Raw genomic sequence first — 25,350 nt, 5'->3', positions numbered from 1 at the left:
CTCCTCAGGCGGCTGAGGGGCGTCGCACTCCTCGGTTGGTTGGGGGCCGTCGTCCCCCTCCGTTCGCTGGGGGTCGTCGGGCAGGGACGCGGTGTTCACCAGCACGAGGAGTTCGGTGGTGACCTGCTGCTCCAGGATGGCGATCAGAGCGTCCGCGTTGCGCACCCGTAGCGGCCGGTCGTCGCCCTCGGCCTTGGGCTTGGCATAGACGTCCAGCAGTGCCCGCAGCCGGGCGCCTGCCTCTCGCGGAAGGCGGAACTCACCCTCCAGTCCGCCGGACGAGCTCTCCCGTACCAGCAGAAACCGCTGCTGATAGTCGGCATCCGCCTCATCTTCCGCACTGTCGGGGTTGAGCACCTCGTGCAGATAGCGACCGGCCCGTGCCACTTCGGCGGGCGTCGCCTGGTCAGCCAGCGTGACCAAGATCGGCTCGGCCAGTGCCGCCTGTGCGTCGGTCAAGCGGCCTGTGGCGGCGCAGATCGCGGTGACCTGCCCCTCAGAGAGGCTCCCCTGGGCGAACCGATCACGTACCGTCGGCAGCCTGTCGAGCTCCGCGGCCAGCCCAACGAGCCGCCCGGCGCCGGCGGTCGTCATGCCCGCCGCGCCTCGCAGCCATGTCTTGGTCGAGGCGTGGCCGAACGCCTTGGCCTCGCCCGCCGCATGCACTCGCCGTACGCGCGCTGCGATGGCGGAGGTCAGCCGGTCGCGCGCGAAGAGAAGGTCCTGGGCCTCGGCGAGGCACACCGCCGCCGACTCCGGGGGCATCATCGTCGCGAGCGCGGAGGCGGACTCCCGGATCGAGGTCACGAACGGCCATGACGCCCGGTGCCCCGCTGTCGTATCACCATCGGTCGGGATGCCGCGTTCGGCGGCGCTGCGGGCATGGCTACGGAGATCGTCTCGGGAATCAGCTGTGCAGGCCGTGTCCTCATCCGAGTCCTCGCAGTGGCTGACGCCGCCTGGAATGCCGACGTCGTCGGCTGCGCGCAGTGTCGTTCTGGCTGCGCCATCCGTGGCACTGGCGGGTGCCTCAGGGAAGCCGTTGGCGATGCCGGAGACACCAGGGACGGCGCCGCCGGGGACGCGAGCGGAGAGGTTGTCGAGGGCGTCATCGAGAGCGAGCGCCGAGGTGCCGCGTGTGGCGTGTGTGGCGCGGGCGGCGTGAGCGGCACTCAGTGTGGCCACGTGGGCCCACCACTGGTCGTCACACGGCCCCTCAGGTGTGCGGTGTGACGGCTTTTCGGTCGAGAACTCGAATGACCCGAATGTTCGGTTCACGTTCACCCCCTCGACTGGCTATCCGAACTCTTGCACGAATTATTGCATCTTGAGTCAAGAAGGTGGCGAGTTATCCACAGGGGTTCGATCATGATATCGGGCTATTTGTCTCTTTTGCTCTGCTATTTGTTTGCAGTCGGCTTCGCCGGCCGGCGTGGACCCATTGGAGGGCTCCGATGAATCGGCGCCGCTCTGGACTGTTTTGGCGTGACCGTAATGCCGGAAATCTGAGGATTCGGGATCCCTGTAGTTTTTGTCGCCCATCTCGCAGAAGTCTTCCGGTGGCGGGCGCTCGGGGGGCCGACGGCCGCGTGTGCAGGAAGAGGAGAGGCCGCACGCCGCGGTCCTGCGGCGCAGACGCCGGCCATTCCGCCCGCACGGCCCGGCGGGGGGCGCGGACGGCGACAGACACCTCCTCGCCGGGGCGAGGAGGTGGGGGAGAGGCGGCGAGCTGAGGGCTCGGCTGGAAAGTGAGGAGTTAAAGGGGCCGGGGCCAGGCGAAGAGGCAGCCGGAGGGGTCAGGCGCAGAACGGTCAGGGCGGGGGTTGAAGGCAGGGGGCCGCAGAAGGGCGCGTGGAGGGTGTGGGGGTGACGTGGGGCAGCGAGGCTCGCTGACGAGCTCGGGGTGAAGGAGGGCGAGGAGGCGCGGGGCGCCGGACCTTATCGGCGCAGGCCCTTCGGGAGCGGAGCCTGTAGACATGGACCTTGGGGGCACTGTGGGGGCGGCCTGTGAGCGTGGACGCTGGGGGGCACTGTGGGCGGACCTATGGGCGCGGGTACTTCGGGCGCGGGTACTTCGGGCGCGGACCCTATGTATCAACGACGCGAACTCTCCAAAAGTGCCCATTATTCGTGTTGAATTCATGCTGACTTTTATTGCGACTTTACGCCATAATTGCGGTTGTCTCTGGGGGCCGGGATAACGGTGGGAGTCAATGGCGGGGTTCGTCGATGCGGTGCTGGAGTTCCCGGCGGTGCTGTTCAGCTTCATGCTGATGGTCGTCATCGTCTATTGGGCGCTCGTGCTGCTCGGCGGACTCGGGATGGATCTCCCCGATGATTTCCTCGCCGGTCTCGGCCTGCGGGGAGTGCCGGGAGCCGTGGCGCTGTCGCTCCTGGTCGTGGTCGCCTGGTTCGTCAGCCTGGTCGGCGTGGTGCTGGTCGAGGGGCATCCCGCTCGGTGGGCGGTGCTCGTGGTCGCGCTGCTGGCCGGATGGCTCTGCGCCCGCCTGGTCGCGCGGGCGAGCCGCGCCCTGTTCCCCGCGGTTGCTTCGCCGTCCCGGGTCGACTTCGTCGGCCGTATGTGCGTCATCCGTACGGGACGGGTCGGGCACGACTTCGGCCAGGCCGAGGTCACGGCCGATGACGGCTCCTCGGCCCTTGTTCAGGTGCGCCAGGCCGGAGACGACGATCTACGTGCCGGCAGCTCCGCTCTGATCTTCGATTACGACCCGGAGGGCGAGTTCTTCTGGGTCATGCCCTACGACCTTCAATAGCAGGGGTATCTCCGATGGATGTGATCAGCACCGGGACGGGTGTGCTTCTCGCCGTTCTCCTCCTCGTCGTCATCAGCGCGGTCGTCGTCGTGAGCCGTCTCTATCGCAAGGTCGAACAGGGTATGGCGCTGATCGTCTCCAAGATGCGGCGGGTCGACGTCACCTTCACGGGCGCCGTCGTGCTTCCCGTTCTCCACAAGGCGGAGGTGATGGACATCTCCGTGAAGACGATTGAGATCACGCGTACCGGACATGAAGGGCTGATCTGTCGCGACAATATCCGGGCCGACATCCGGATCACGTTCTTCGTACGGGTCAACAAGACGGTCGAAGACGTGATCAAGGTCGCGCAGGCGATCGGCACGGTACGCGCGAGCGATGAGGCGACTCTGCAGGAGTTGTTCAACGCCAAGTTCTCCGAGGCGCTCAAGACGGTCGGAAAGCAGCTCGATTTCGTCGATCTCTATACCAAGCGCGACGAATTCCGGGACCAGATCATCAGGGTGATCGGAACCGACCTGAACGGCTACAGCCTGGAGGACGCCGCGATCGACTTCCTGGAGCAGACCCCGCTCGCCCAGCTCGACCCGGCGAACATCCTCGACGCGCAGGGCATCCGGAAGATCACCGAGCTGACGGCGATCGAGCACGTGCGCACCAACGAGTACCAGCGCAACGAGGAGAAGGAGATCACCCGCCAGAACGTCGACGCACGGGAGGCCATCCTCGAACTGGAGCGGCGGCAGGCCGACGCCGAGGCCAAGCAGCGGCGCGAGATCGACACCGTACGGGCGCGGGAAGAGGCCGAGACGGCCCGGGTGCAGGCGGAGGAACTGCTCAAGTCCGAGACGGCCAACATCCGTACGGAGGAGCAGCTCGGCATCCAGCGCCAGAACCGCGAGCGGGAGATCCAGGTCGCGGAGAAGAACCGCGAGCGGGTCATCGCCATCGAGAGCGAGCGGATCGAGAAGGATCGCCTGCTGGAGGTGATCTCCCGCGAGCGGGAGACCGAGCTGTCGCGCATCGCCAAGGACAAGGAGCTCGAAGTCGAACGGCGTGCCATCGCCGAGGTGACCCGCGAGCGGATCGCCGTGGAGAAGACGGTCGCCGAGCAGGAGGAGAGCATCAAGCGCCTGCGCGTCGTGGAGGAGGCCGAGCGGGTCCGTCAGGCGCTGGTGATCCAGGCGGAGGCCGAGGCACAGGAGAACCTGGTCAAGGACATCAAGGCGGCCGAGGCCGCGGAGCAGGCCGCCGCGTTCAAGGCGCGCGAGGAACTCGTGCTGGCCGAGGCGCGGCAGCAGGCGGCCGAGCTCGACAGCCAGGCCAAGATCCGCCTCGCGGAAGGGCTGCGGGCCGAGGCGGCGGCCGCCGGGCTCGCCGAGGTGCAGGTACGCGAACGGGACGCCGAGGCGATCGAGAAGGTCGGGCGCGCGGAGGCCGCCGTGGAGCGGGAGAAGGGCCTGGCCGCGGCGCTCGCCGTCGGCGAGAGGCTCAAGGCGGAGGCCGAGGGCGAGCAGGCGAAGGCCCTCGCCGCTGCCGCCGCCGTGGGCGAGAAGCTGAAGGCGGAGGCGGAGGGCCTCAAGGAGAAGGCCGTGGCCATGGCGGCGCTCGACGAGGCGAGCCGGAGCCACGAGGAGTACCGGTTGCGGCTGGAGGCCGAGAAGGAGATCCGCCTCAAGGACATCGACGTCCAGCGGGAGATCGCGGACGCCCAGGCGACCGTGCTCGCCGCGGGTCTGGAGAAGGCCGACATCGACATCGTGGGCGGCGACACCGTCTTCTTCGATCGGCTGATGAACTCCATCACGTTCGGCAGGAGCGTGGACGGCTTCGTCGAGAACTCCGCCGTGACGCGGGCGCTGGCCGGGCCGTACCTGGACGGGACGGCGAGCCTGCCCGCGGACCTGCTGCGCCTCGTCGGCTCGGTGGACACCGCCGACGTACGGAACCTCACGCTGTCGGCCGCGCTGCTGAAGCTGATCGACGCGGGCGGTCCGGACGCGGGCAAGCTCCAGGACCTGCTGAGCACCGCCCGTAGCCTCGGCATCGCCGAGCGGCCGCTCTCGGCGGTCGCCACAGCGGCGGGTACGGCGGAGGTCGTCGCGGCCGTGGAGGCCGACTCGGCGCCGGCCAACTCGGTGAAGCACTGATCGTGCGACACGGCACCGAGGACCACGTGACGCGCCCACGACAGGGCCGATGAGCACACGATGAGCACGCCCATGAGTACGCCGACGAACACAACGACGAACACACCGACGAACACACCGACGAACACAACCGTGAACGCAGGCGGCGCACCGGCGGAAGCCGGGACCGGGCCGTCGGCCGCACCCGTCGAGCTGGACTCCAGCACGTACGAGGTGCTGCGGGACAGGCTGGCCGCGCAGGCGAAGGAGCTGCTGCGCCGGACCGAGGAGCTGAACGCACGGCGCCTGCAGGTCTTCGGCGGAGCGGATTTCCGCCTGCTCGGCACCGCTCGCGTCCGCACCGAGAACAACTGCGTGCCCCGCGACGTCGTCTCGCTCGGCGAGGTCATGCTGTTCGGCTACAACGTGTTCATCGGGCTGAAGTCGGGGACCACCGTCCGCGACGTCTTCTCGTTCCACCGGTTCACCCGGGACGGGGACGCGTTCCGGTTCGACGAGGTGCCGGGGCTGTTCGACGACCCGGGGTTCGAACGGGACTTCGCCGAGCTGTACCGCTACTACAGCGAGACCAGGCTGTTGCAGCTCCGGCGGCTGGAGGGGCGGCTGCTGGCCGTGTTCCAGACCGGGCCGCAGGACATCCGGGTCCTGCGGTGGAGCGTCGGGACCGACGGCACGGTCAGCTATATGGACAATCGGGGCGAACGCGACCACGTCTTCCCGCCGTCGCACGACTTCGAGTGGATCGAGACCACTCGGGACGACCACGTCCTCGGCCGCCACCCGCACATCTCGATCGAGGACGAGGTGTTCGTCGAGACCGTCGGCGGCGACCTCACGATCAAGATCGAGAACAACACGGAGACCGGTGAGGGCATCTACCGGGAACCGGTCGTGGAGCCGCTGCAGAGTCTCGCCGACGCCGACATCCACTACGCCAGGGTCGGGCCGCTGATCCTGCTGCGGGTGCGGCCGTACAACGAGAAGGAGTGGCGCCACCTGGTGTTCAACACCAGGACCAGGAAGGTCGAACGCCTCGACGGCATCGGGCAGGCCTGCCAGCGGCTCCCCGAGGACCAGGGGATCATCTTCCCCGGCGGATACCACCTCACCACCGGCGTCGTGAAGACCTTCGATCTCGACGTCGCCGAGCTGGAGTTCGAGCGCGTCATCCGTTCGCCCAACGGCGAGGACGTGCTGTACGTGTTCCACGCGCGGGCGGAGGGGCGGTCGCTGCTCCTGCCGTACAACGTGATCCGCAAGGAGGTGAGCAACCCGATCACGTGTAACGGGTACTCGCTCTTCGAGGACGGCACGCTCGTGTACTTCCGGATGCCCGCGCCGGTCGCGGGCGAGCAGGGCCGGACCGTACGCGCGGAGCCGACCCGGGTCCACCTGATGCAGATCTGGCAGACGCCGTACGTCTCGGACGTGTTCGACGCGGCCCGGCCGGTGGGCACGGGGCCGCTGGAGCGGATCGGCAACGCCGACCTGGTGCGCGGGATCTCCGACTGCCTCTCCGTCGTGCGGTTGGCCGACGCGATGGAGCCGTCCGTTCCGGTGTTCGAGGGGCTCATCGCGGCGTGCGTCCGGATCGCCGACCAGTACCACTGGCTGGACGAGCACGACCTGCGCTCCGCCGTCGGAGCGGTGCGGGCGACCGCCGAGCAGGTGCTCGACGAGTTCGAGCGGGTCGAGTCGCTCACCGCGCAGGCCACGGCCGCCCTGGACGAGGCCGCCGAGCAGATCGCCCTTCTCGTACGTCAGGTGCGTGGAGAGGCGCCGACGTCGGCGGGCGAATGGGTGGCGCGGCTGGCCGAGCTGCGCCGCGCCCAGGGCCGGCTCGCGACCCTGCGGGAGGTCCGCTACGTCGACGTCGAGCGGCTGGACGCGCTGGCGGGCGGGTTCGACGCCGAGATCGCGGAGGCCGCTCGGAGGGCGGTCGAGTTCCTCCAAGGCGCGGACGCGTTCACCGGATATCACGCGGAGGTGGACCGGCTCACCGCCGAGGCGCAGGCGATCGGGACCGTGGCGGAGTCGGGTCCCGTGGCCGAGCGCCTGGCCGCGCAGACCGAGGGGCTTGAGGTCCTGACCGAGGTCGTGGGCGGGCTGGACATCGCGGACGCGACCGTACGCACCGGCATCCTCGAACGCGTCGCCGAGGTGCTCGCGGGGATCAACCAGGCGCGGGCGACGCTCGCCGCGCGACGCCGCGAGCTGCTCGCGGGCGAGCAGAGAGCCGAGTTCGCCGCCGAGTTCGCCCTCCTCGGCCAGGCCGTCAGCGCCGCGCTCGCGCTCGCCGACACACCGGAGAGCTGCGACGAGCAGATGGGGAGGCTGCTGCTCCGGCTGGAGGACCTGGAGTCCCGGTTCGGGGATTTCGACGACTTCGTGGCCAAGCTGGAGGCCAGGCGTGGGGACGTCTACGAGGCGTTCTCCTCGCGGCGGCAGACGTTGCTGGACGCACGAGCCCGCCGCGCGGAACGGCTGGTCGCCTCCGCCGGCCGCATTCTGGAGAGCGTCCGCAGGCGCGCGGGGAGCCTCGGCTCGATCGACGAGGTGAACACGTACTTCGCCTCCGACCCGATGGTGGCCAAGCTCCGCGCGGTCGCCGACGAGCTGCGCTCCCTCGGAGACCAGGTACGCGCCGACGAGCTCGACGGGCGGGTCAAGGCGGCCCGCCTGGACGCGGGGCGGGCGCTGCGCGACCGGCTCGACCTGTACGCCGACGGCGGCGAGACGATCCGGCTCGGCCGCCATCTGTTCTCGGTCAACACCCAGCCCATCGACCTCACCATGGTCCCGATGGACGGGCGGATGGCGTTCGCGATCACGGGTACCGACTACCGGTCGCCGGTGGACGACGAGGCGTTCCACAGCACCAGGGCGTTCTGGGACCAGGTGCTCGTCTCCGAGTCGCCCGAGGTGTACCGCGCCGAGCACCTGGCCGCGTCGATCCTCGACCTGGCCGAGTCGGCCTCCGGCGGCGGTCTGACGCTCGACGAGTTGCACGCCGCCCTCGCCGGAGGCGGGCTGCCGGACCTCGTCCGCCGCCTGGCCGAGACGCGGTACGACGAAGGGTACGAGCGCGGCGTCCACGACCACGACGCCGCCGCGATCCTCGGCGCGCTGCTCCCGGTGTACGCGCGCGCCGGGCTGCTGCGCTTCTCGCCGTCCGCCCGGGCCGCCGCCCAGCTCTTCTGGACCTTCGGCGCGGGTGAGGCCCAGCGCGAGGCGTGGACCACCAGGGCCAGGTCGCTGGCCAGGGCGCGTTCCCTGTTCAGACACGGTGCGCAAACGGCCGGCACGCCGGCCGACGGCGATGTCGCCGTACGTGATGACGGGGTCGGCGGTGCGATCGGGGAGCTGCGCGCGGAACTCGCGTCGGCGGTCGCCGCCTTCCTGCGCGACCGGGGTCTGCGCCTGGACGACGCCGAGCCGGCCGGGGACTACCTGTTCGACGAGCTCGCCGCCTCGGGAGCGGACGCGCCGGGGACAGGGGACGATGAGTCGGAGGATGCCGCCACGGGCGGTCCCGGCCGCGAGAGCGGCACCGGGGGCCGGGGTGAGCACGCGCGCGATGCCGGGGGCGGGGTTGAGAGCGCACGCGACGCCGGAGACCGGAGCGGTGTGGGGCCGCTCTTCACGACCGGCACGCTCGCCCGGCGGCTGGTCGAGCGGTTCCGCGAGACGCTCGGCGCGGCGGCCTCGCAGTTCGACGCCGAGCTCCGGGCCCTCGGCGACGACCTGGCCGCCAGGCACCAGCTCGTCACGGCGTGGCTGACCGCGTTCCTCGGCACGTCCCCCGACCTCGCGCCGCCTCTCCGGCCGGGAACCGTACGGCGCGAAGGCGGCTGGACGTGCACCGCGGCGGACGTACGCGCCGGGGATCTCGCCGAGGCCGTCGCCGTCCTGCTCTGCGATCTGCCGCGACGCGAGCCGTCGGTGTCGCTCACGGTCACCGTGGAGGGGCTGCTCGGGGCGCACCCCCGGCTGAACGGACAGACCCTGACGCTGCGCCTCGACGAGGTCCTGGCGCGGACCCGGCGGTTCCGGACCGAACGGGTGCCCGCCTACCGGGCGTACCAGAAGCGGCGCGGCGAACTGCTCGATCGGGAGCGGGCCCGGCTGCGGCTGGACGAGTACCGGCCCAAGGTGATGAGCGCGTTCGTGCGCAACCGGCTCCTCGACCAGGTCTATCTGCCGCTGGTCGGCGACAACCTGGCCAAGCAGCTCGGCGCGGCGGGGGAGGAACGGCGCACCGACCAGATGGGCCTGCTGCTGCTCATCTCGCCGCCCGGGTACGGCAAGACCACGCTGATGGAGTATGTCGCGAGCCGGCTCGGGCTGATGTTCGTCAAGATCAACGGCCCGGCCTTGGGGCACGCCGTCACCTCGCTCGACCCGGCGGACGCGCCGAACGCCACCGCCCGGCAGGAGATCGAGAAGGTGTCGTTCGCGCTGGAGTCCGGGAACAACGCGCTGCTCTACCTCGACGACATCCAGCACACCTCGCCGGAGCTGCTGCAGAAGTTCATCTCGCTCTGCGACGCCCAGCGCCGGATGGAGGGCGTCTGGAACGGCGGCACCCGGACGTACGACCTGCGCGGCAAGCGCTTCGCCGTCTGCATGGCCGGCAACCCGTATACGGAGTCGGGGCAGCTGTTCCGCGTCCCGGACATGCTGGCCAACCGGGCCGACGTGTGGAACCTCGGCGACGTGCTCTCGGGCAAGGAGGATCAGTTCGCGCTGAGCTACATCGAGAACGCGCTCACCTCCAACCCCGTCCTCGCGCCGCTGTCCACCCGCGACCCCGCGGACGTCGAGCTTCTCGTACGGCTGGCCCGCGGCGACGCGGACGTGCGGGCCGACCAGCTCGCCCATCCGTACCAGAAGGTCGACCTCGACCAGATCACGGCGGTCCTGAGCAAGCTGACCCGGATCCAGCGAGTGGTGCTCGCCGTCAACCAGGCGTACATCGCGTCGGCGGCGCAGGCGGACGCCTCGCGGACCGAACCGCCCTTCCGGCTCCAGGGGTCGTACCGGAACATGAACAAGCTCGCGGAGCGGATCGTCCCCGTGATGAACGACGCCGAGGTCGAGGCGCTGATCGACGACCATTACGCGGGTGAGGCGCAGACGCTGACGTCCGAGGCCGAGGCCAACCTGCTCAAGCTGGCCGAGCTGCGCGGCAGGATGAGCGACGAGCAGCGACGGCGCTGGGCCGAGGTCAAGGCCGGATATCTCCGCGCCCGTGCGCTCGGCGGCGACGAGGACGACCCGATGGTCCGGGCTGTCGGCGCCATCGGCCTCCTCGCCGACCGCGTGGGCGGCGTCGAGCGGGCGATCGACCGCACGACCGCCCCCCAAGAGAGGTGAGCCACCCCGGCCGCCTCGCGAGCGGCTTGTTCATGGCGCCCCGCCCGCCTGAGGATCGGCCCGGCCTGGCCGCCGTTGGCGTGACCGCCTCGTCCCCTGGCCGGTGACCGCGTATGTGACATGACAGCGCGGTCGTGACGGCCTGTGGGTAGCGGCCGTGCGTCATGTCCGTGGTGAGTCTCGCCGATTGCCCCTGTGCTTGCTCCTGTGTAGTGGTTGGGGCGTCATGGGCGGCCTTCGTCGATCTCAGGCGCGCCACGCGGTGAGCACCTCGTCGATGCGGTCGCGGATGCGGTCGCGCGCGTCCTTCCGGGGAACCCCGGCCATCAGCAGGCGGTCGTAGTCGGTGTCCAGATGGCGTACCGAGGCGACGACGGCCAGGGTGACGGCCTGCTCGTCGAGCACGCGGGCCGCGGCCGTACGGCCTACACGTCCGCTGCCGCGCAGCCCCGCGTGCAGGGCGATCGCCTCGGCGCGCTCCGGTGGGCATCCGGGGAACAGCCGCCGGATCTCGGCGGCGAGCTCGGCCTGGAACTCGACGTCCCCCGCTTCGCGCCGCAGCCGGTCTCGCTCGCGGCGGCGGAGCCGTACCTCCTCGTCGGCGAGGCACTGCTCCTCGGCGCGGGCCAGCGCCTCCTCTTCGACGAGGATGCCCTGCCGTTCGAACCGCTTCCTGCGGCGGTTGAACCGGACGACCACCGCCGACAGCACGCTCTCCTTCTTGGCCCGGCGGCTCAGCGCCGCGTTTCCGGCGGGAAGGAAGACGAGATGGTCCATGTCCGCGCAGGTCAGGCAGTGTGGCCGGTCGTCTTCCATGATGTGGTGCGGCCCGGTGTCCCCGCAGCCCGCGCACGTCCACGGTTCGAGGGGAACGACGACCGTCAGGTCCGGCGGCTGTGCCTCCCGTTCGGCGAGCCGCTTGCGCCGGGCCTCGCTCAGCTCCGGAGAGAACCAGTGGACCCGGAACGCGCGCTCCAGCTCCTCGCCGCCCTCGATGGTGAAGCGCAGCGGGCGCCGGTCCCGGCCCCCCGACACGTACGCGGACTCACCCTGGACCAGCCCGCGCGCCAGCGCCCACTCGCGGAGGAGCGTCACGGCGTCGGCCATCTTCGCCGCGTTCACCGCGGTCACCCGCTCAAGGCTGTCGGCCCGCCCCTGCCGCCAGGTCTCGACGTCTCTCATATAGGACCAGCGCAGGCCCGTGATCACGTCGATCGCCGTCACGTGCCCCCGCAGGGTCAGCGCCTCATGCGCCGCCCGGGCCACGCGCCCGGCCAGCCTGCTCCCCGTCGCCTCGTCGTTTCCCACCGGACAAGGGTGCCGCATCCCCGGCCCGTACGGCACAGCGCCGGTCGAGCCTGTGGATAACGGCGGTCCTCAGCGCACGCTGCGGTAGAGGTCCCGGGCGAGGGCGGTCAGCCGGGTCGCCGACGAGCCGAAGGACGCGCCGGCCGGTTGGGTGGTCAGCACCACCATGATGAACCGGTCGCCGATCACGCCGGTCGTGTGGAGCACGGGACGGCTGAAGTCCACCGGATTGGCCCGCCGCAGACCCGCCGCACGTCCTGTCGTGAGACCTGCCACGCGACCCGCGGTGGGACCTTCTGCACGACCCACGGTGAGCCCCGACGCGAGACCCGCTGTGAGACCTGCTGAACGGCCCACGGTGAGGTCCGAGGCGCGACCCGCTGTGCCGGTCGTGACGGCGGTGAGATCGGCGACGCTCACCCGGGCCAGGCTTGCCCCGGTCGCGGTCGGGCCCGCCGCTACCCGCGGCGCCATGCCGGTCGAGGGGCTCGTGGGACGTACGCACTTGACCGGCGGCACGGAGCCGTACCCCGACCAGCCCTGCTTGACCGCCCACGGGCGGGGAACACCGCGCGGGATGCCGAAATACTGGTCAAAACCGTCCTTCGCGCACTGTTGCGCCTGGCGTAGGTGGCCCATCACGACGTCGCGTACGCGCGGCTCCGCCGTGTCGAGCAGGTATCGGTAGACCCGGGCGATGTCGAGGGCGCTGATCGCGGTGTATCCCCAGAATCCCGGCTTGGCCGCCGGTGGCGGCGCGGTGTCGGTCAGGCCGATCTTCTGGGCCATGCGCTGCACGATCTTGCCCTGGCCGCCGCGCCGCCACAGCGCGGTCGCGGCGTCGTCGTCGCTGCCGCGCAGCATGGTGGCGAGCAGCGCCGCGTCGGAGGCCGGGATCGCGCCCTTCCGCCGTTCGAGGTAGTCGATCGCGATGAGCACCTTGACCACCGAGGCGGACCTGAACCGGTGATGGACCCGGTGATTCGCGATCACCTTGCCCGCCTGCCGGTCGAAGACGACGTAGCCCGCCGTCACCCCGGACGGCACCCGCACAGGCTGCGGCGCCGCAGCCGCGGCGGGCACCGTCGCGCCCGCGACGAGCTGCACGGCCGCCAGCGGGACGGCCAGGGACACGACCGCCCTCGTGAAGCGCTTCATCGGATCTCCTTGCGCGGGTTTGTCCAGGTCAGGCGGGTTTGTCCAGGTCAGGGGGTGTGCTTCTCCGGGACGACGAGGAACGGGTCGAGCAGGCCGGGGATGCCCGCCGTCGCGAGGTCGATCGCCTCGCTCATCGTCACGTCCGAGACACCGTAGCCCTGCCTGCCGGCCGCCGTGGTCGCCGTGAGCGTGGCCAGTCCCGCCCGGCGCTGGAAGAACGACCGGGTGACGTTCCAGCCGATGATCCCGTCGCGTTCCAGGGCGACCCGCCTGCGGACCAGCGATCCCCAGCGGGTGACCAGGTATTCGGGGGTCATGGCGTGCCCCAGGTTCCGGTAGCGGTCGGCCGCGAGCAGCGCCGCGAACGGGAGGCACGCCAGGGCGGCGATCCAGGTCCAGGCCGGCCAGCCCGCCCACTCCCACAGCGCCAGGAGCGCCAGCACGGCCAGGGCGTTCACGCCGAGCGCGCGGGTGAAGCGGCGGCGCAGCGCCGCGGGACCGTGCGGGACGAGAGGGACCGTGATCGGCGACGCCTCGCCTGGCGACGTTTCGCGTGGAGAGGCGCCGGACGGAACGGGAGCGAGGATGACCTCGGCGAGCCGCTCGGCCTCGGCGACCGGCGCGGGCGGCAGGAGCATCGAGCCGCCGCGCTGCGCGCCGCGTCCGACCCGCAGGCCGGTGGTCACCGCGATCAGCCGGGCCCCGCGTACGGCCCGCAGCAGCAGCGGCTCGCTGACCTCCACGCCGCGCAGCCGCCGCTCCTCGATCGTGGTCGCCCGGGTCGTGACGAGCCCCCGCGCGACGTGCAGTGTGCCTCCGGAGTGCCGGGTCAGCCGGAACCCCCAGAACGACATGACGTACCCCAGCGTGGAGGCGACCGCCACGAAGACGATCAGGGCGACGACGGACGCCGCGATCGCGGTCCACACGGGGATGTCGGTGAACCACTCCCAGCCGTCGCGCAGCGCGCCGATCTGCCGCAGGTCCACGCCGCCCTCGTTGGCCAGCCGGGACAGGAATCCGGCGACGACGCCGATCGCGACGACGCCCGAGAGCGTGAACGGGGCGTACCTGATCCAGTGCGGCCGCAGCCGGGCCAGCTCGGTCTCCTCCTGCCCGGCATCCCAGGTGACCGGCGCGGAGTCCCCGCGCGGAGCGGTCCCGGCTCCCACATGTCCCGTGCTCGCGACCGCCTGCCCCGCGCCCGTGGTCTCCACCCACGCGGCCTGGCCGGCGCCGGTTCCCGTGCCGGGGCCCGCCGCCGGATCGCCGTCGGCCGGGCCGGTCGCCACGCCGACGGAGGTCGCCGCGGGGGCGGCCGTCAGCGCCTCGCCGGTCCGCGCCGCAGACGCGGGCCGGCGGTGCAGCAGTTCCTCGCGCAGGTGGGCGGCCTCGGCGGTGCCGAGCGCGTCGAGCTTCACCGCTCCGCCGCCCTTCTGGTCCGAGCGGCCGGTGCCGATCTCGACCCGCGCCAGCCCGAGCACGCGATGGAGGATGTGCGAGGTGACGTCCACGGTGCGCACCCGGTCGCGGGGGACCGTCACCACCTGCCTGCGGAAGAGTCCCTTGCGCACCTGCACGTGCTCGTCCGTGATCCGGAACGTCGTGGTGAACCACTGGAGCACGCCGAGCACGATCATCAGCCCCAGGCCGCCGAAGCTCCACACATGACCTGAGACGCCGTTGCGCGACCCGGCCACGAACAGTCCGAGCAGCGCGGGCACGGCGCGTACCGCCACATGGAACGGGTGGACGACCAGCATCCGCGGGTTGAGCCGCCGCCACTCCTCGCCGCCGTCGCCGTTCACGTGGCGTCACCGGTGGTGGCCTGCGCGCTCGCGGTCAGCTCGTGGACGATGCGGTCGGCGGTTTCGCGGTCCAGGCCGCTGATCTTGAGCGGGCCGGCCGCGGAGGCGGTGGTCACCGTGACGTTGGCCAGCTTGAAGAGCTGCTCCAGGGGGCCGCGCTCGCTGTCCACGGTCTGGATGCGCGAGACCGGGGCGATCCGCCACTCCTGCTTGAACCACCCCGACAAGGTGTACACGGCTTCCGGCGTGGTCTCCCAGCGGTGCACGCGGTATCGCCACTGGGGCATGACGATCAGGTGCGCGGCGGCCAGGACCGCGGTGACGCCGAGCGTCGAGAGCCGCAGGGTGCGGTGGTCACCGCCGTCGGCCACCATCCAGGCGACCTGCGCGCCGATGAGCACCAGCCAACCCATGCACGCCCGCACGGTCCAGTACCAGATCGCGGTACGGCTCACGCGGTGCAGCGGCGGACGGAGGGTGGTGGGGGTTTGCACGCCCATTACTCTGCCAGATCACCCACCGCCGCATGCCTGTCGCCGATCCCCGCTTTTCCGGGACAAATGTCATGCGCGGGGCGGCAGCGTCGGTGTGGTCGGGCGGGGCCGGTCCGCCGGGTTCGCGGTGTGCGGCGGCGAGACGCCGAGGCGCTCCAGCGCCACGTCGATGGCCATGTCGAGCTGGCTGTCCACGCCCAGCGCGTACTCCCGGGGCGTGATGTCCACCTCGATGTCCGGGTCGGTGCCGTAGTTCTCGATGCGCCAGCCGACGTCGTCGAACGCGAAGGAGAACTCCGGCTGCGTGGTCACCGTGCCGTCGGCCAGGTGGTGCCGGGGCCAGATGCCGACGACCCCGCCCCAGGTCCGCTTGCCGACCAGTGTCCCGAGCTTGAGCAGCTTGAACGTGTGGCAGAAGATGTCGCCGTCCGATCCCGCCCACTCGTTCGTCACCGCGACCAGCGGCCCACGCGGCGACTCCGGCGGGTACGGCTCGGGCACGCCCCAGCGTGGGAAGTCGTACCCGAGCCGCCGGCGCGAGAGCTTCTGCAGCAGGAGGGCGGACACGTTGCCGCCGCCGTTGAAGCGGACGTCGACGATCAGGCCCTCGCGGTCGTACTCGGCGAGGAATCCCCGGTGGAACTCGGCGAAGCCGTGCGGTCCCATGTCCGGGATGTGGATGTAGCCGATCCTGCCCCGGGTCCGCTCATGGACCAGGTGCCGGTTGGCGGTCACCCAGTCGCGGTACCGGCCGGGCGTCTCGTCGGCGAGCGCCCGCACGACCACCGCCCGGGTCTCGCCGTCGCGCTCGACGGTCAGCTCCACCTCCTCGTCGGCGAGGTTGACGAGGAGCTGGTTCGGCGTGGTGTGGACGCCGAGCGGCTGCCCGTTGATCGCGATGACCGCGTCGCCGGGCCGTACGTTCACCCCGGGCCGGGTGAGCGGTGAGGTCGCATCGGGGTCCCAGCGGTCGCCGGAGACGATCCGGGCGATGATGTAGCGCCCGTCGCGGTAGGACCAGTCGACGCCGAGCTTCCCCTGCCAGTAGTGCGGCCGCTCGCGGTACTCGCCGCCCGTCTCGTACGCGTGCGAGGTGCCGAGCTCGCCGAGCAGCTCCCACAGCAGGTCCGAGAACTCGCCCCGCGTGGTCACCCGGTCGACCAGGGGGAGGTAGCGGTCATAGACGGCGTCCCAGTCGATGCCGGCCATGTCCTCGTCCCAGAAGTGCTCGCGCTGCAGCCGCCACGCCTCGCGGAACATCTGCCGCCACTCCGCGGCCGGGGCCACCGAGACCTTCACCCGGTTCAGGTCGATCCACCCGCTGGTACGGCTCGGCGTGTCGTCGTCCGGCGGCTCCTCGCCCGCCTTGAGGACCCGCAGCCGGTCGCCCGCGCGGTAGAGCAGCGTGCTGTGGTCGCGGCCGAGCTCGAAGTCGGTCAGGCCGCTCACGAGGACCTCGGCCTTCTGCTTGGCGAAGTCGTAGCAGCGCAGGGTGGCGGGCCCGCCGAGCGTGGGGTACGTCGTGTAGACGACCTTGCCCTCAAGCCCCGCGACCCGGCCGTACCGGCCTTCCGGCAGGGGGAAGGAGATGATCCGGTCGGTGAGGCCCGAGGTCTCGATGACCAGCGGCGCCGGGGCCTCCTCGGCTGCCTCGCCGCCCGCTTCCTCCGGAGCCCGGCCCGTGTCTTCGGCGGGAGTGGCCGTGGTCTCGGAGAGCGGACGGGGCTCGGGCACGAACGGCGACCGCACGTCCGACCGCAGCGCGATCGCGTACGGCCGCGTGCCGAGCGGGAAGCCGAGGTCGAACTGGAGCTCGTCGTAGACGGGGGTGAACGCCCGCTGCCCGATGAAGTAGAGGTAGCGGCCTCCCGGATCGAACGACGGCCGGTGGTCCACCAGCAGCGGCAGCGTCGCCATGAACGTCTCGCCGGTCTCGACATGGAACAGCTTGATCGCCATGGCCTGCGCGGAGATCGGGCAGGCGTAGGCCAGCCACGACCCGTCGGGCGACCACTCCGGGTCCTCGATCGCCCCGAACAGGCTGGCCTCCACCTCGGTCACGCGTACGCCGAGCTCGTCGCCGAGGTGGTCGAGATCGACGACGAGGAGCTCGTTGCGGTGGTTGGTGACCGCCACCCGGTCGCCTGTCGGGCAGACGGCGAGCCGGCTCACCCGCCCGGTGTCGGCGGAATCGAGCCGGATCGGCTCCGTCTCGCCGTCGGCCGTCAGGATGACCAGCACCTCGCGGTCGCCGGCGTCGCTGGCCGCCGCGATCAGCCGCCGGTTGTCGTTCAGCCAGGTCAGGAAGCGGTAGCGGACGCCGTCCTGCTCGCCGTGGCGGCGTACCGGCCCCTCCCAGTTGGCGAAGGAGAACGCCTTGCCGCGCGTGGTGATCGCGAGCCCGCTGCCGTCGGGGCTGAGCGTCGCGGTGTCCAGGTACTCCGCGGCCGAGACGAACCTGCGGTTGCGCTGGGTGCGCGAGCTGCCGAGTTGTATCTCGACCTCCCGCGCCGCGCCGTCGTACGGGTCGAGCAGATAGACGGCGCCGTGGGCGTGGTAGACGAGGCAGCACCCGTCGGAGGACAGGTTGCGCGCGTAGTAGTCGCCGTGATCGGTGTGCCGTCGCAGGTCCTCACCCTGCGGAGTGCAGGAGTAGACGTTGCCGATCCCCTCGTGATCGGACAGGAAGTAGATCCGGTCGCGGACCCAGCAGGGCGACGCGAGGTTCCCGGGAAGCTGGATGAGCCGCCGGAACGCCCCGCGCCCCGTCGGGTCCACCCACAGGTCGCCCACGGTGCCGCCCCGGTACCGCTTCCAGCGCGCCGGGTCGGCCGTGTTGCGCCCCAGCACCATGCCGTACCGTCCCTGGCCCGGGGCGGGCGGGCCGTACGAGATCGTCCCGGCCGGGCCGTACGGCAGGCGCTCGGGCACCTCGCCGGGACGGACGCGGTGCAGCCACCGGTAGCCGTCGAACGGCTGGCATTCGTCGCTCGCGTAGACGATGGCGCCCGAGGGGTCCCAGCCGGTCACCACGGAGCTGGCGCCGTGGAAGGTGATCCGCTGCGTCGCCCCGCCCTCCGCGGGCATGACGTAGACCTCTTCCGGCCCCTCCTCGCGCCCGACGAAGGCGATGCGGGCCCCGTCGGGGGAGAAGCGGGGGTACGTCGCCTCCGCCAGGCCCGCGGTCAGCCGGAAGGCGCGACCGCCGTCCGCGTGGACCATCCACAGATCGTCCTCGCAGGCGAACACGATGACGTCGCGAAAGATTGTCGGAAAGCGGAAATATCCAGACATGCCGCCTCGCCGGGTGTCGCGGATGTGTCCGGATGGTCACACCCCGGACCTGGCGGGCGGTGCCGGTGCGGGTGGGGCGCCCCGATATCGCGGCGCCGGATCTCGCGACCCGGTGTCCGCGGCGGGGCGACCGGCGTGTCCGCGAACCGGATCTCGGTGGCGTGGCGCGTCCGGGGCCGGGCCCGGATCGGGTGGCCCGGCCCTTCGGTCAGCTATTCGTTTTGTGGCTATTCGTTCTGGGTCGTCGGTCGCTCGTCCATGGAGCCGCTCGATCCCGGCGACTTCTTGGACTGCTTGGCCGAGCGGGCCTGCTTGATGGCCGTCTTCTTGGCCTTGCCCGTCGACTTCGCGGCCTTCTTCTTGGGTGTTTCAGCCATAATTCCCCCGTTTGAGCCATGATGCGAGCCCATGTCCGCATCAAGGCGGTTGATACCCAATCCGGTTATTTGTCACCCCGTGACGAGGTTTGCTGACTTCAGACCGGGCAGAGGTGCGGCATGCGACGCGACAAGGACCGTGAGCACAACCGCGACCGCCGTGACGTGGGCGGTGTCGAGAGCGGCGCCGAGATCGAGGAGGAGCCCGACTTCGCCGAGGAGCACGCCCCGTCCGAAACCGATCCGGCGAACGCGCGGGCCTCGGACGGGTGGCCCGACGAGCGCTGGGACAAGCCGACCCAGGTCTGACGAGGGGCGCGGCGGTGAAGTAACCGTGGAACGCCCGGAGCGACGAAGGAGTGAGGACGTGACGACACGAGCCGACTTCGGGCGCCCCGAGCCGCCGAGCGGAGCGAGGCAAATGAGCATCGCCTGAGGGAGCAGAGAATGACGACCAGGGAAATGGGGGTCGACCCCCGGGAACTCGACGACGACGATCTCTTTCGAGAGATGCGCCATCTCCACGAGACCCGGAACGAGACGCTCCTGCACGGATCCGACGACGCGCTGGAGCACCACACGACCCGGACCCGGGAGCTTGAGGAGGAGTACCTCAAGCGCTACCCCGAGCGGGACATCGATCCGGGGCGCCTGCGCAGCGGAGCACGGATGAGGTGAGCCGCCGTGAGCAGGACCGCAACGGGCCGGAAGCCGCACCGTCGCGGCGGTGACGCCCCCGGTCAGGCGGCGGAGGTCCCCCGGCCGCTCGCCGACGTGCAGAGCGTGCACGACGACGACATGCGCGTGTACGAGACCGTCGCCGCGCTGTACGTGGACCGGCGCGTGGCCACCGCCACCGAGATCGCCCGGCTCGCCGACCTCCCCGAGGAGTTCGTACGGCACAGCCTGGACGTCCTTGTGGCCGACGGGTGGCTGGTTCGCCGCCAGGGTGCCTACCTGGTCGGACCCCACGACTGGGGCCTGGAGTACTGAGCCGCGACGGTGAACGCGGGCGGTGAATCCCGGTAGTGACGCCGCCGACACGGCGAAGCCGCCGCACTCGCGGAGTGCGGCGGCTTCGGCGCGGATGGGTGTCCGCGGGGAAGACCCCTTTACAGGGCCCTGTGAAGGGGTCTTGGGGAAGCTCCGAAGACCTTGGGGCGCTCGACGTCAGACGCAGGCGTTGCCGAGGGCCGTGGTGGCCTCGGCGGCCTTCTTGGCGAAATCGCCGACCTTGGTCGCGACGGCGGGGTCCTTCGGGTCGATCTTGAGGTCGCCGAAGGAGTCGCCGAACTTCGTCAGCGCGCTCTGGAGGTCGCCGTCGGCCTTGCCCGCGAGCTCCTTGAGCTTGGCCGCGAGGTCCGCGCTCGCCTTGTTGAACCCGTCGAAGTTCGTCCCGGCCGAGGCCATCGCACCCTGGTAGTCCGTCATCGCCTTGGTCACCTCCGTGCAGAGGGCCGCCTTGTCGGCGCCGCCGCAGGCCGAGGTCAGGGCGAGAACCGCGGATGCCGCGACGACGGCGAGGGAGTTCCGGACGATGCTCATTGATTGCCTTCCTAGTGATCTTTGAGACGGGGAGCGACGCTAGGGACGCCCCCTTGCAGGTCACTTACAACCCGCTTACAAAAGCGGGAGATCGTAAAGTACCGGTGTTGCCGGACCTATGCTTGCGCCCATGACGCGACGACTTGCCGAAGTTGCCAAAAAAGTGGGGGTGAGCGAGGCGACGGTGAGTCGCGTGCTCAACGGCAAGGCGGGCGTTTCGGACGCGACGCGGGAGGCCGTGCTCACCGCGCTTGACGTGCTCGGGTACGAGCGGCCCACGCAGCTCCGCGGGGAGCGTGGCCGGCTGGTCGGCCTGGTGCTCCCGGAGCTGCAGAACCCGATCTTCCCGGCGTTCGCCGAGGTCGTCGGCGGATCGCTCGCCCAGCAGGGGTTCACGCCCGTGCTCTGCACCCGTACCGTCGGCGGCATCTCGGAGGCGGACTACGTCGATCTCCTGCTGCAGCAGCAGGTGTCCGGCGTGGTCTTCGCGGGCGGCCTGTACACGCAGGCGGGGGTGGTGCACGAGCACTACCTCAGGTTGATCGACCGGCGGCTGCCGACGGTTCTCGTGAACGCGGCCGCCGACCACTGGGAGTTCCCCCGCGTGTCGTGCGATGACTCGATCGCCGTCGAGCAGGCCGTGGGCCACCTGCGGGCGCTCGGGCACGAGCGCATCGGCCTCGTCGTCGGCCCGCCCGACCACATGCCGTCCGTACGCAAGCTGGAGGCGTTCCGGGCGTCCGGCGGCGAGCTGGTCGAGCACACCATGCACTCGCTGGAGGGCGGCCACGCGGCGGCGGCCAAGCTGCTCGCCCGCGATGTGACGGGCATCGTCTGCGGCAGCGATCCGCTCGCGCTCGGGGTGATCCGGGCCGCCCGCCGCCAGGGGGCGCGGGTGCCCCAGGACGTGTCCGTGGTCGGGTACGACGACTCCGCGCTGATGACGTGCGTGGATCCGCCGCTGACGACGATCCGGCAGCCGATCGAGGCGATGGGACGGGCCGTGGTCGAGCTGCTGGTCAGCCAGATCGACGGGACCGCCGTCGCGACCGGCGAACTGCTCTTCGAGCCCGAGCTGGTGGTCCGCGCCTCCACGGCCCGGCCCCGCACCGCCGCCGGCCAGTAGTGCAGTCGACTGCGAGACCACCCGGCTGTACACCTTGATCCAGGCCGGGGTGCCGGTCAAGGTTGCCCCGGCCGAGGCGGGCGCTGCGCAAGCGAACGCAAATTCTTACGCGAATTGTCGTATGCTTGCGTTCATGACACGACGGCTTGCGGAAGTTGCCAAGAAGGTGGGCGTGAGCGAGGCGACGGTCAGCCGCGTCCTCAACGGCAAGCCCGGCGTGTCCGACGCCACCAGAGAGGCCGTGCTCACCGCCCTCGACGTGCTCGGGTACGAGCGGCCCTCACGGCTGCGCGGGGAGCGGGGCCGGCTGGTCGGGCTGGTGCTCCCAGAGCTGCAGAACCCGATCTTCCCGGCGTTCGCCGAGGTTGTGGGCGGCGCGCTGGCGCAGCGCGGATTCACCTCCGTCCTGTGCACCCGTACGGTCGGGGGCGTCTCGGAGGCCGACTATGTCGATCTGCTCCTCCAGCAGCACGTGTCCGGCATCGTCTTCGCGGGCGGCCTGTACGCCCAGGGCAACGCCTCGCACGCCCACTACGAGCGGGTGCGGGAGCGAGGGCTCCCCATCGTGCTGGTCAACGCCGCCGTCGAGCACCTGCGGTTCCCGCAGGTCTCCTGCGACGACGTGGCCGCCGCCGAGATGGCGCTCGCCCACCTGCTGGCCCTCGGCCACCGTCGCGTCGGCATCCTGCTCGGCTCGCCCGACCATGTGCCGTCCCAGCGCAAGCTCGCCGCGTTCCGGGCGTTCGCGGAGGGGCGGGGGGTGGAAGTGACCCCGGAACAGGTCGAGCACGCGTTGTTCTCCATCGAGGGCGGCCACGCCGCCGCTGCCCGGCTGGTGCGCCGCGGCGTCACCGGCATCGCCTGCGCCAGCGATGTGCTGGCACTCGGCGCGATCCGCGCCGCCCGCCGGGCCGGGCTGTCGGTCCCGGGGGACGTCTCCGTCGTCGGCTACGACGACTCGGCGCTGATGAACTGCGCCGATCCGCCGCTGACGACCGTGCGCCAGCCCATCGAGGCGATGGGGCGGGCCGCCGTCGAACTGCTCGTCTCGCAGATCCGCGCGGGCGCCGTCCCGAGTGACGAGCTGCTGTTCGAGCCTGAGCTGGTCGTCCGCTCCTCCACGGGACCCGCGCCGGCCGACCCCGCCTGAGCCGGATTTCTCTCTCGCCCGAGCAGCCCGCGCGCCTGGTCCCGCCGGTTCGCCTGCGTGGCCCGCGTGCCTGGTCCGGTCACCCCGGTCCATCCCGCCCGTGTCTGAGCCTGGCCTCTCCCGCTCAAGTGGCCCGCGTGCCTGCCTGAGCCTGGCCGGAGCAGCGCCCGCCCGACCCGAGGCCGATACCGTCCCTCCTCATGCCGTCGGTGCACGGAAGCATCGACGATCTACGGGTTCTGCCGTGGAGATTCGCGCTGCTGTCACTTTTTTGCATCGAGCACGCCAGCGTCTTGCTCTCATATGTTTCGCTTTGTATGTTTCTGGCAAATGTCCGGCTCGTGACCGTCCGAGGAGGCGGTGGGCGAGCGGGGGCGCCTAGACGGGTCGTGGTGTGCCGTTCCAGGAGGGAACAAGATGAAATCCCGCAACCTCTCGATACTGCTGGCGGCAGGCATCACCCTCACCGTCGCCGCCTGCGGCAGTGGCGGTGACGACGCGAAGGACAGTGCCAAGTCCGGCGCGTCGGCCGGGGCGGACGCCCCGGTCACGATCACGGTCGGCTGCCAGCCGCCGAAGAGCAACCCGAAGGAACGCGCCCAGTGGGACGCCGACGTCGCCGCGTTCCAGAAGCTGCACCCGAACATCACGATCGAGAGCAAGGACCCGTTCCCCTGCATCGTCCCCGAGACGTTCCAGGCCAAGCTGGCCGGAGGGGAGATGGAGGACGTCTTCTACGTCTACTACACCGACGTCCAGCGGATCATCGCCGCCGGGCAGGCCGCCGACATCTCGCCGTACATCGACACGGTGACCACGTTGAAGGACATGCGTCCGGACGTGCTCAGCGTGTTCAAGAACGGCGACAAGATCTACGGCCTTCCGCGCACCAACTACTCCACGGGCCTGGTGTACAACCGCAAGCTCTTCACCCAGGCCGGTCTCGACCCGGACAGCCCGCCCAAGACCTGGGCCGAGGTCCGGGAGGCGGCCAAGAAGATCGCCGCGCTCGGCCCCGGCTACGTCGGGTACGGCGAGTACAGTGCCGGCAACACCGGCGGCTGGCACTTCACCTCCGCGCTGTACGGGCGGGGCGGCGAGATGGTCACCCCCGACGGCAAGCAGTCGGCGTTCAACAGCCCCGAGGGCAAGGCGGTGCTGGAGAACCTCAAGGAGATGCGCTGGACCGACAACAGCATGGGCACCAAGCAGCTCCTCCGCTGGGAGGACCTCATGCGGATGATGGGCTCCGGCAAGCTCGGCATGATGATCGGCGCCCCCGACGTCGTCCAGGCCGTCAACAACGACTTCAAGGGCAAGTTCGAGGACTACGGCGTGACCTCGCTGCCCGAGGCCAAGCAGTCGCTGAGCGGCGGTGACGGCTACATGTTCAACCCCAAGGCCACGCCGGAGAAGATCAAGGCGGGCCTCATGTGGCTGGAGTACCGCCTCCTGACCCCGGGCCAGGGCCAGTTCAACTACGAGCGGAGCAAGGCCGACGGGCTGCCGGTCGGCCTGCCCAGCACCGACCTGTACGGCTCGACCCCGCCCGGCGAGAAGATCATCGAGCAGCGCAAGCAGTTCGCGACGGTTCCGGTCGACCACTTCCAGTCCTACGTGGACGGCTCGGCGAACATCCAGTTCAAGCTGGAGCCGCCGAAGGCCCAGGAGATCTACGCGGTGCTCGACACGGCGATGTCGGCGGTGCTGACCAGGCAGGACGCGAACATCGACCAGCTGCTCTCGGACGCGCAGAAGAAGGTTGACAACATCCTCGCCAAGTCGAGCTGACCTCGGCTCCGGGGCGCCGCCGACACGCGGCGCCCCGGTGGTCACGTCGATTCAGGAGTCAAAACCGATGACCACAATCACCGTGCGCGGCTCGCGGCGGCGGGGCCGGGAGGCGATGGGGCGTGCCGTGCGCCGCAACCTCACGGCGTACGGGTTCCTCTGCGGGGCGCTCATCTGCTTCGCGTTCTTCTCCTGGTACCCGATGATCCGGGAGTTCCTGCTCAGCTTCCAGAAGACGAACTTCGTCGGGCCGCCCGAGTGGGTGGGGCTGGACAACTTCCGCACGGTGATGGAGGACTCGGCGTTCGGGCCGGCCTGGGTCAACACCGCGATGTTCACCCTGCTCGCGCTGGTCGCCGGGTACGCCGTGCCGTTCGTGATCGCGCTGGTCCTCAACGAGCTGCGGCACGCCAAGGCGTATCTCAGGATCGTCGTCTACCTGCCGGTGATGCTGCCGCCGGCCGTCGCGGTGCTGCTGTTCAAGTGGTTCTACGACCCGGGCCCGGGACTGTTCAACCAGATACTCGACCTCGTCCACCTGCCCGCGCTGAGCTGGCTCGACTCCACCACGACGGCGCTGATCTCGCTGGTCATCGTGTCCACGTGGATGAACCTCGGCACCGGCACGCTGATCTACCTCGCCGCGCTGCAGAGCATCCCCGGCGAGCTGTACGAGGCGGCGGAGCTGGACGGCGCCGGGCTGCTGCGCCGCGTCTGGCACGTCACGATCCCGCAGACCCGGCTGATCCTCCTGGTGATGCTGCTGCTGCAGATCGTCGCGACCATGCAGGTCTTCATCGAGCCGTACCTGCTGACCGGCGGCGGGCCGGAGAACGCGACCGTCACCGTCGCCTACCTCATGTACCAGTACGCCTTCAGCTTCGGGAACTTCGGCGGTGGCGGCGCGCTGGGCCTCATGCTCATGATCGTGCTGATGGTGTTCTCGGCCGTCTACCTGCGCGTCTCGCGGGACGACAAGAACTGAAGGGAGTGGCACCG

The 25,350-nt window shown here is 70.5% G+C and carries 17 protein-coding genes and 1 pseudogene; 10 read left to right on the top strand and 8 right to left on the bottom strand.

Annotated elements, in window-relative coordinates; genetic code table 11:
* Positions 1-129: 129 nt before the first annotated feature.
* A pseudogene (locus tag AWQ68_RS46255) lies at positions 130-765 on the bottom strand (DUF222 domain-containing protein); the annotation flags it as partial.
* A 1,448-nt stretch (positions 766-2,213) separates the two neighbouring features.
* Between AWQ68_RS46255 and AWQ68_RS28705 the strand changes: the two are divergent.
* The 3 genes from AWQ68_RS28705 (at position 2,214) to AWQ68_RS28695 (ending at position 10,300) form a co-directional block, all read left to right on the top strand.
* The gene (locus AWQ68_RS28705) at positions 2,214-2,774 is read left to right on the top strand and encodes a hypothetical protein (protein ID WP_066945956.1); all 561 of its coding nucleotides are present in this window, start codon (positions 2,214-2,216) and stop codon (positions 2,772-2,774) included.
* A 14-nt stretch (positions 2,775-2,788) separates the two neighbouring features.
* Positions 2,789-4,924, top strand: a complete 2,136-nt coding sequence (locus tag AWQ68_RS28700) for a flotillin family protein (RefSeq protein ID WP_066945953.1) — start codon at positions 2,789-2,791, stop codon at positions 4,922-4,924.
* A gap of 72 nt (positions 4,925-4,996) precedes the next feature.
* Entirely contained in the window at positions 4,997-10,300 is a 5,304-nt protein-coding gene (locus AWQ68_RS28695; RefSeq protein WP_084464501.1) for a DNA repair ATPase, read from the top strand.
* A 246-nt stretch (positions 10,301-10,546) separates the two neighbouring features.
* Here the strand turns inward: AWQ68_RS28695 and AWQ68_RS28690 are convergent, their stop codons facing one another.
* The 6 genes from AWQ68_RS28690 to AWQ68_RS42840 form a co-directional block, all read right to left on the bottom strand.
* Positions 10,547-11,608 (bottom strand): DUF2293 domain-containing protein, encoded by a 1,062-nt coding sequence (locus AWQ68_RS28690; protein ID WP_245656168.1) that lies wholly within the window; start codon positions 11,606-11,608, stop codon positions 10,547-10,549.
* Positions 11,609-11,677: 69 nt separating this feature from the next.
* Entirely contained in the window at positions 11,678-12,766 is a 1,089-nt protein-coding gene (locus tag AWQ68_RS28685) for a D-alanyl-D-alanine carboxypeptidase family protein (RefSeq protein WP_066945949.1), read from the bottom strand.
* A gap of 47 nt (positions 12,767-12,813) precedes the next feature.
* Complete coding sequence (locus AWQ68_RS28680; protein ID WP_066945947.1) at positions 12,814-14,574, bottom strand: PH domain-containing protein; 1,761 nt, start codon at positions 14,572-14,574, stop codon at positions 12,814-12,816.
* Complete coding sequence (locus AWQ68_RS28675) at positions 14,571-15,074, bottom strand: PH domain-containing protein (protein WP_066945944.1); 504 nt, start codon at positions 15,072-15,074, stop codon at positions 14,571-14,573. Before AWQ68_RS28675 ends, AWQ68_RS28680 begins: the two co-directional genes overlap by 4 nt.
* A gap of 63 nt (positions 15,075-15,137) precedes the next feature.
* Positions 15,138-18,362 (bottom strand): S41 family peptidase, encoded by a 3,225-nt coding sequence (locus tag AWQ68_RS28670; RefSeq protein WP_066945942.1) that lies wholly within the window; start codon positions 18,360-18,362, stop codon positions 15,138-15,140.
* Positions 18,363-18,589: 227 nt separating this feature from the next.
* Positions 18,590-18,739, bottom strand: a complete 150-nt coding sequence (locus tag AWQ68_RS42840) for a hypothetical protein (protein WP_157545843.1) — start codon at positions 18,737-18,739, stop codon at positions 18,590-18,592.
* Between the two features lie 120 nt (positions 18,740-18,859).
* On the opposite strand from AWQ68_RS42840, the gene AWQ68_RS28660 reads away from it, so the two are divergent.
* From AWQ68_RS28660 to AWQ68_RS28650, 3 genes are all read left to right on the top strand, one after another.
* Complete coding sequence (locus tag AWQ68_RS28660; RefSeq protein WP_066945935.1) at positions 18,860-19,048, top strand: hypothetical protein; 189 nt, start codon at positions 18,860-18,862, stop codon at positions 19,046-19,048.
* 138 nt (positions 19,049-19,186) lie between these two features.
* Positions 19,187-19,417, top strand: a complete 231-nt coding sequence (locus AWQ68_RS28655; RefSeq protein ID WP_066945932.1) for a DUF6158 family protein — start codon at positions 19,187-19,189, stop codon at positions 19,415-19,417.
* 6 nt (positions 19,418-19,423) lie between these two features.
* Positions 19,424-19,732 (top strand): hypothetical protein, encoded by a 309-nt coding sequence (locus tag AWQ68_RS28650; RefSeq protein ID WP_066945928.1) that lies wholly within the window; start codon positions 19,424-19,426, stop codon positions 19,730-19,732.
* 177 nt (positions 19,733-19,909) lie between these two features.
* On the opposite strand, the gene AWQ68_RS28645 is transcribed toward AWQ68_RS28650, so the two are convergent.
* Entirely contained in the window at positions 19,910-20,284 is a 375-nt protein-coding gene (locus tag AWQ68_RS28645) for a DUF8711 family protein (protein WP_066945925.1), read from the bottom strand.
* Between the two features lie 130 nt (positions 20,285-20,414).
* On the opposite strand from AWQ68_RS28645, the gene AWQ68_RS28640 reads away from it, so the two are divergent.
* The 4 genes from AWQ68_RS28640 (at position 20,415) to AWQ68_RS28625 (ending at position 25,336) form a co-directional block, all read left to right on the top strand.
* Positions 20,415-21,410: a LacI family DNA-binding transcriptional regulator gene (locus AWQ68_RS28640; RefSeq protein ID WP_066945922.1), complete on the top strand. Its 996-nt coding sequence runs from the start codon at positions 20,415-20,417 to the stop codon at positions 21,408-21,410.
* Positions 21,411-21,543: 133 nt separating this feature from the next.
* Positions 21,544-22,560 carry a LacI family DNA-binding transcriptional regulator gene (locus AWQ68_RS28635; protein ID WP_066946127.1) on the top strand — a complete coding sequence of 339 codons (1,017 nt, stop codon included), beginning with the start codon at positions 21,544-21,546 and terminating at the stop codon, positions 22,558-22,560.
* Positions 22,561-22,977: 417 nt separating this feature from the next.
* Positions 22,978-24,351 (top strand): ABC transporter substrate-binding protein, encoded by a 1,374-nt coding sequence (locus tag AWQ68_RS28630; protein WP_066945919.1) that lies wholly within the window; start codon positions 22,978-22,980, stop codon positions 24,349-24,351.
* 67 nt (positions 24,352-24,418) lie between these two features.
* On the top strand, positions 24,419-25,336 hold the full coding sequence (locus AWQ68_RS28625) for a carbohydrate ABC transporter permease (protein ID WP_066945916.1): 918 nt from the start codon (positions 24,419-24,421) through the stop codon (positions 25,334-25,336).
* Positions 25,337-25,350: the final 14 nt, after the last annotated feature.

Source organism: Microtetraspora fusca, assembly GCF_001570365.1.
GTDB lineage: Bacteria > Actinomycetota > Actinomycetes > Streptosporangiales > Streptosporangiaceae > Microtetraspora > Microtetraspora fusca.
The sequence above is the reverse complement of the archived record's forward strand: the minus strand, read 5'-3'. Positions and strand labels throughout refer to the sequence as shown.

Bases quoted from the DNA above. Each gene is read 5' to 3' on its own strand.
- AWQ68_RS28705 (WP_066945956.1), top strand. From the start codon at position 2,214: ATGGCGGGGTTCGTCGATGCGGTGCTGGAGTTCCCGGCGGTGCTGTTC.
- AWQ68_RS28700 (WP_066945953.1), top strand. From the start codon at position 2,789: ATGGATGTGATCAGCACCGGGACGGGTGTGCTTCTCGCCGTTCTCCTC.
- AWQ68_RS28695 (WP_084464501.1), top strand. From the start codon at position 4,997: ATGAGTACGCCGACGAACACAACGACGAACACACCGACGAACACACCG.
- AWQ68_RS28685 (WP_066945949.1), bottom strand. From the start codon at position 12,766: ATGAAGCGCTTCACGAGGGCGGTCGTGTCCCTGGCCGTCCCGCTGGCG.
- AWQ68_RS28675 (WP_066945944.1), bottom strand. From the start codon at position 15,074: ATGGGCGTGCAAACCCCCACCACCCTCCGTCCGCCGCTGCACCGCGTG.
- AWQ68_RS28670 (WP_066945942.1), bottom strand. From the start codon at position 18,362: ATGTCTGGATATTTCCGCTTTCCGACAATCTTTCGCGACGTCATCGTG.
- AWQ68_RS42840 (WP_157545843.1), bottom strand. From the start codon at position 18,739: ATGGCTGAAACACCCAAGAAGAAGGCCGCGAAGTCGACGGGCAAGGCC.
- AWQ68_RS28660 (WP_066945935.1), top strand. From the start codon at position 18,860: ATGCGACGCGACAAGGACCGTGAGCACAACCGCGACCGCCGTGACGTG.
- AWQ68_RS28655 (WP_066945932.1), top strand. From the start codon at position 19,187: ATGACGACCAGGGAAATGGGGGTCGACCCCCGGGAACTCGACGACGAC.
- AWQ68_RS28645 (WP_066945925.1), bottom strand. From the start codon at position 20,284: ATGAGCATCGTCCGGAACTCCCTCGCCGTCGTCGCGGCATCCGCGGTT.
- AWQ68_RS28640 (WP_066945922.1), top strand. From the start codon at position 20,415: ATGACGCGACGACTTGCCGAAGTTGCCAAAAAAGTGGGGGTGAGCGAG.
- AWQ68_RS28635 (WP_066946127.1), top strand. From the start codon at position 21,544: ATGACACGACGGCTTGCGGAAGTTGCCAAGAAGGTGGGCGTGAGCGAG.
- AWQ68_RS28630 (WP_066945919.1), top strand. From the start codon at position 22,978: ATGAAATCCCGCAACCTCTCGATACTGCTGGCGGCAGGCATCACCCTC.
- AWQ68_RS28625 (WP_066945916.1), top strand. From the start codon at position 24,419: ATGACCACAATCACCGTGCGCGGCTCGCGGCGGCGGGGCCGGGAGGCG.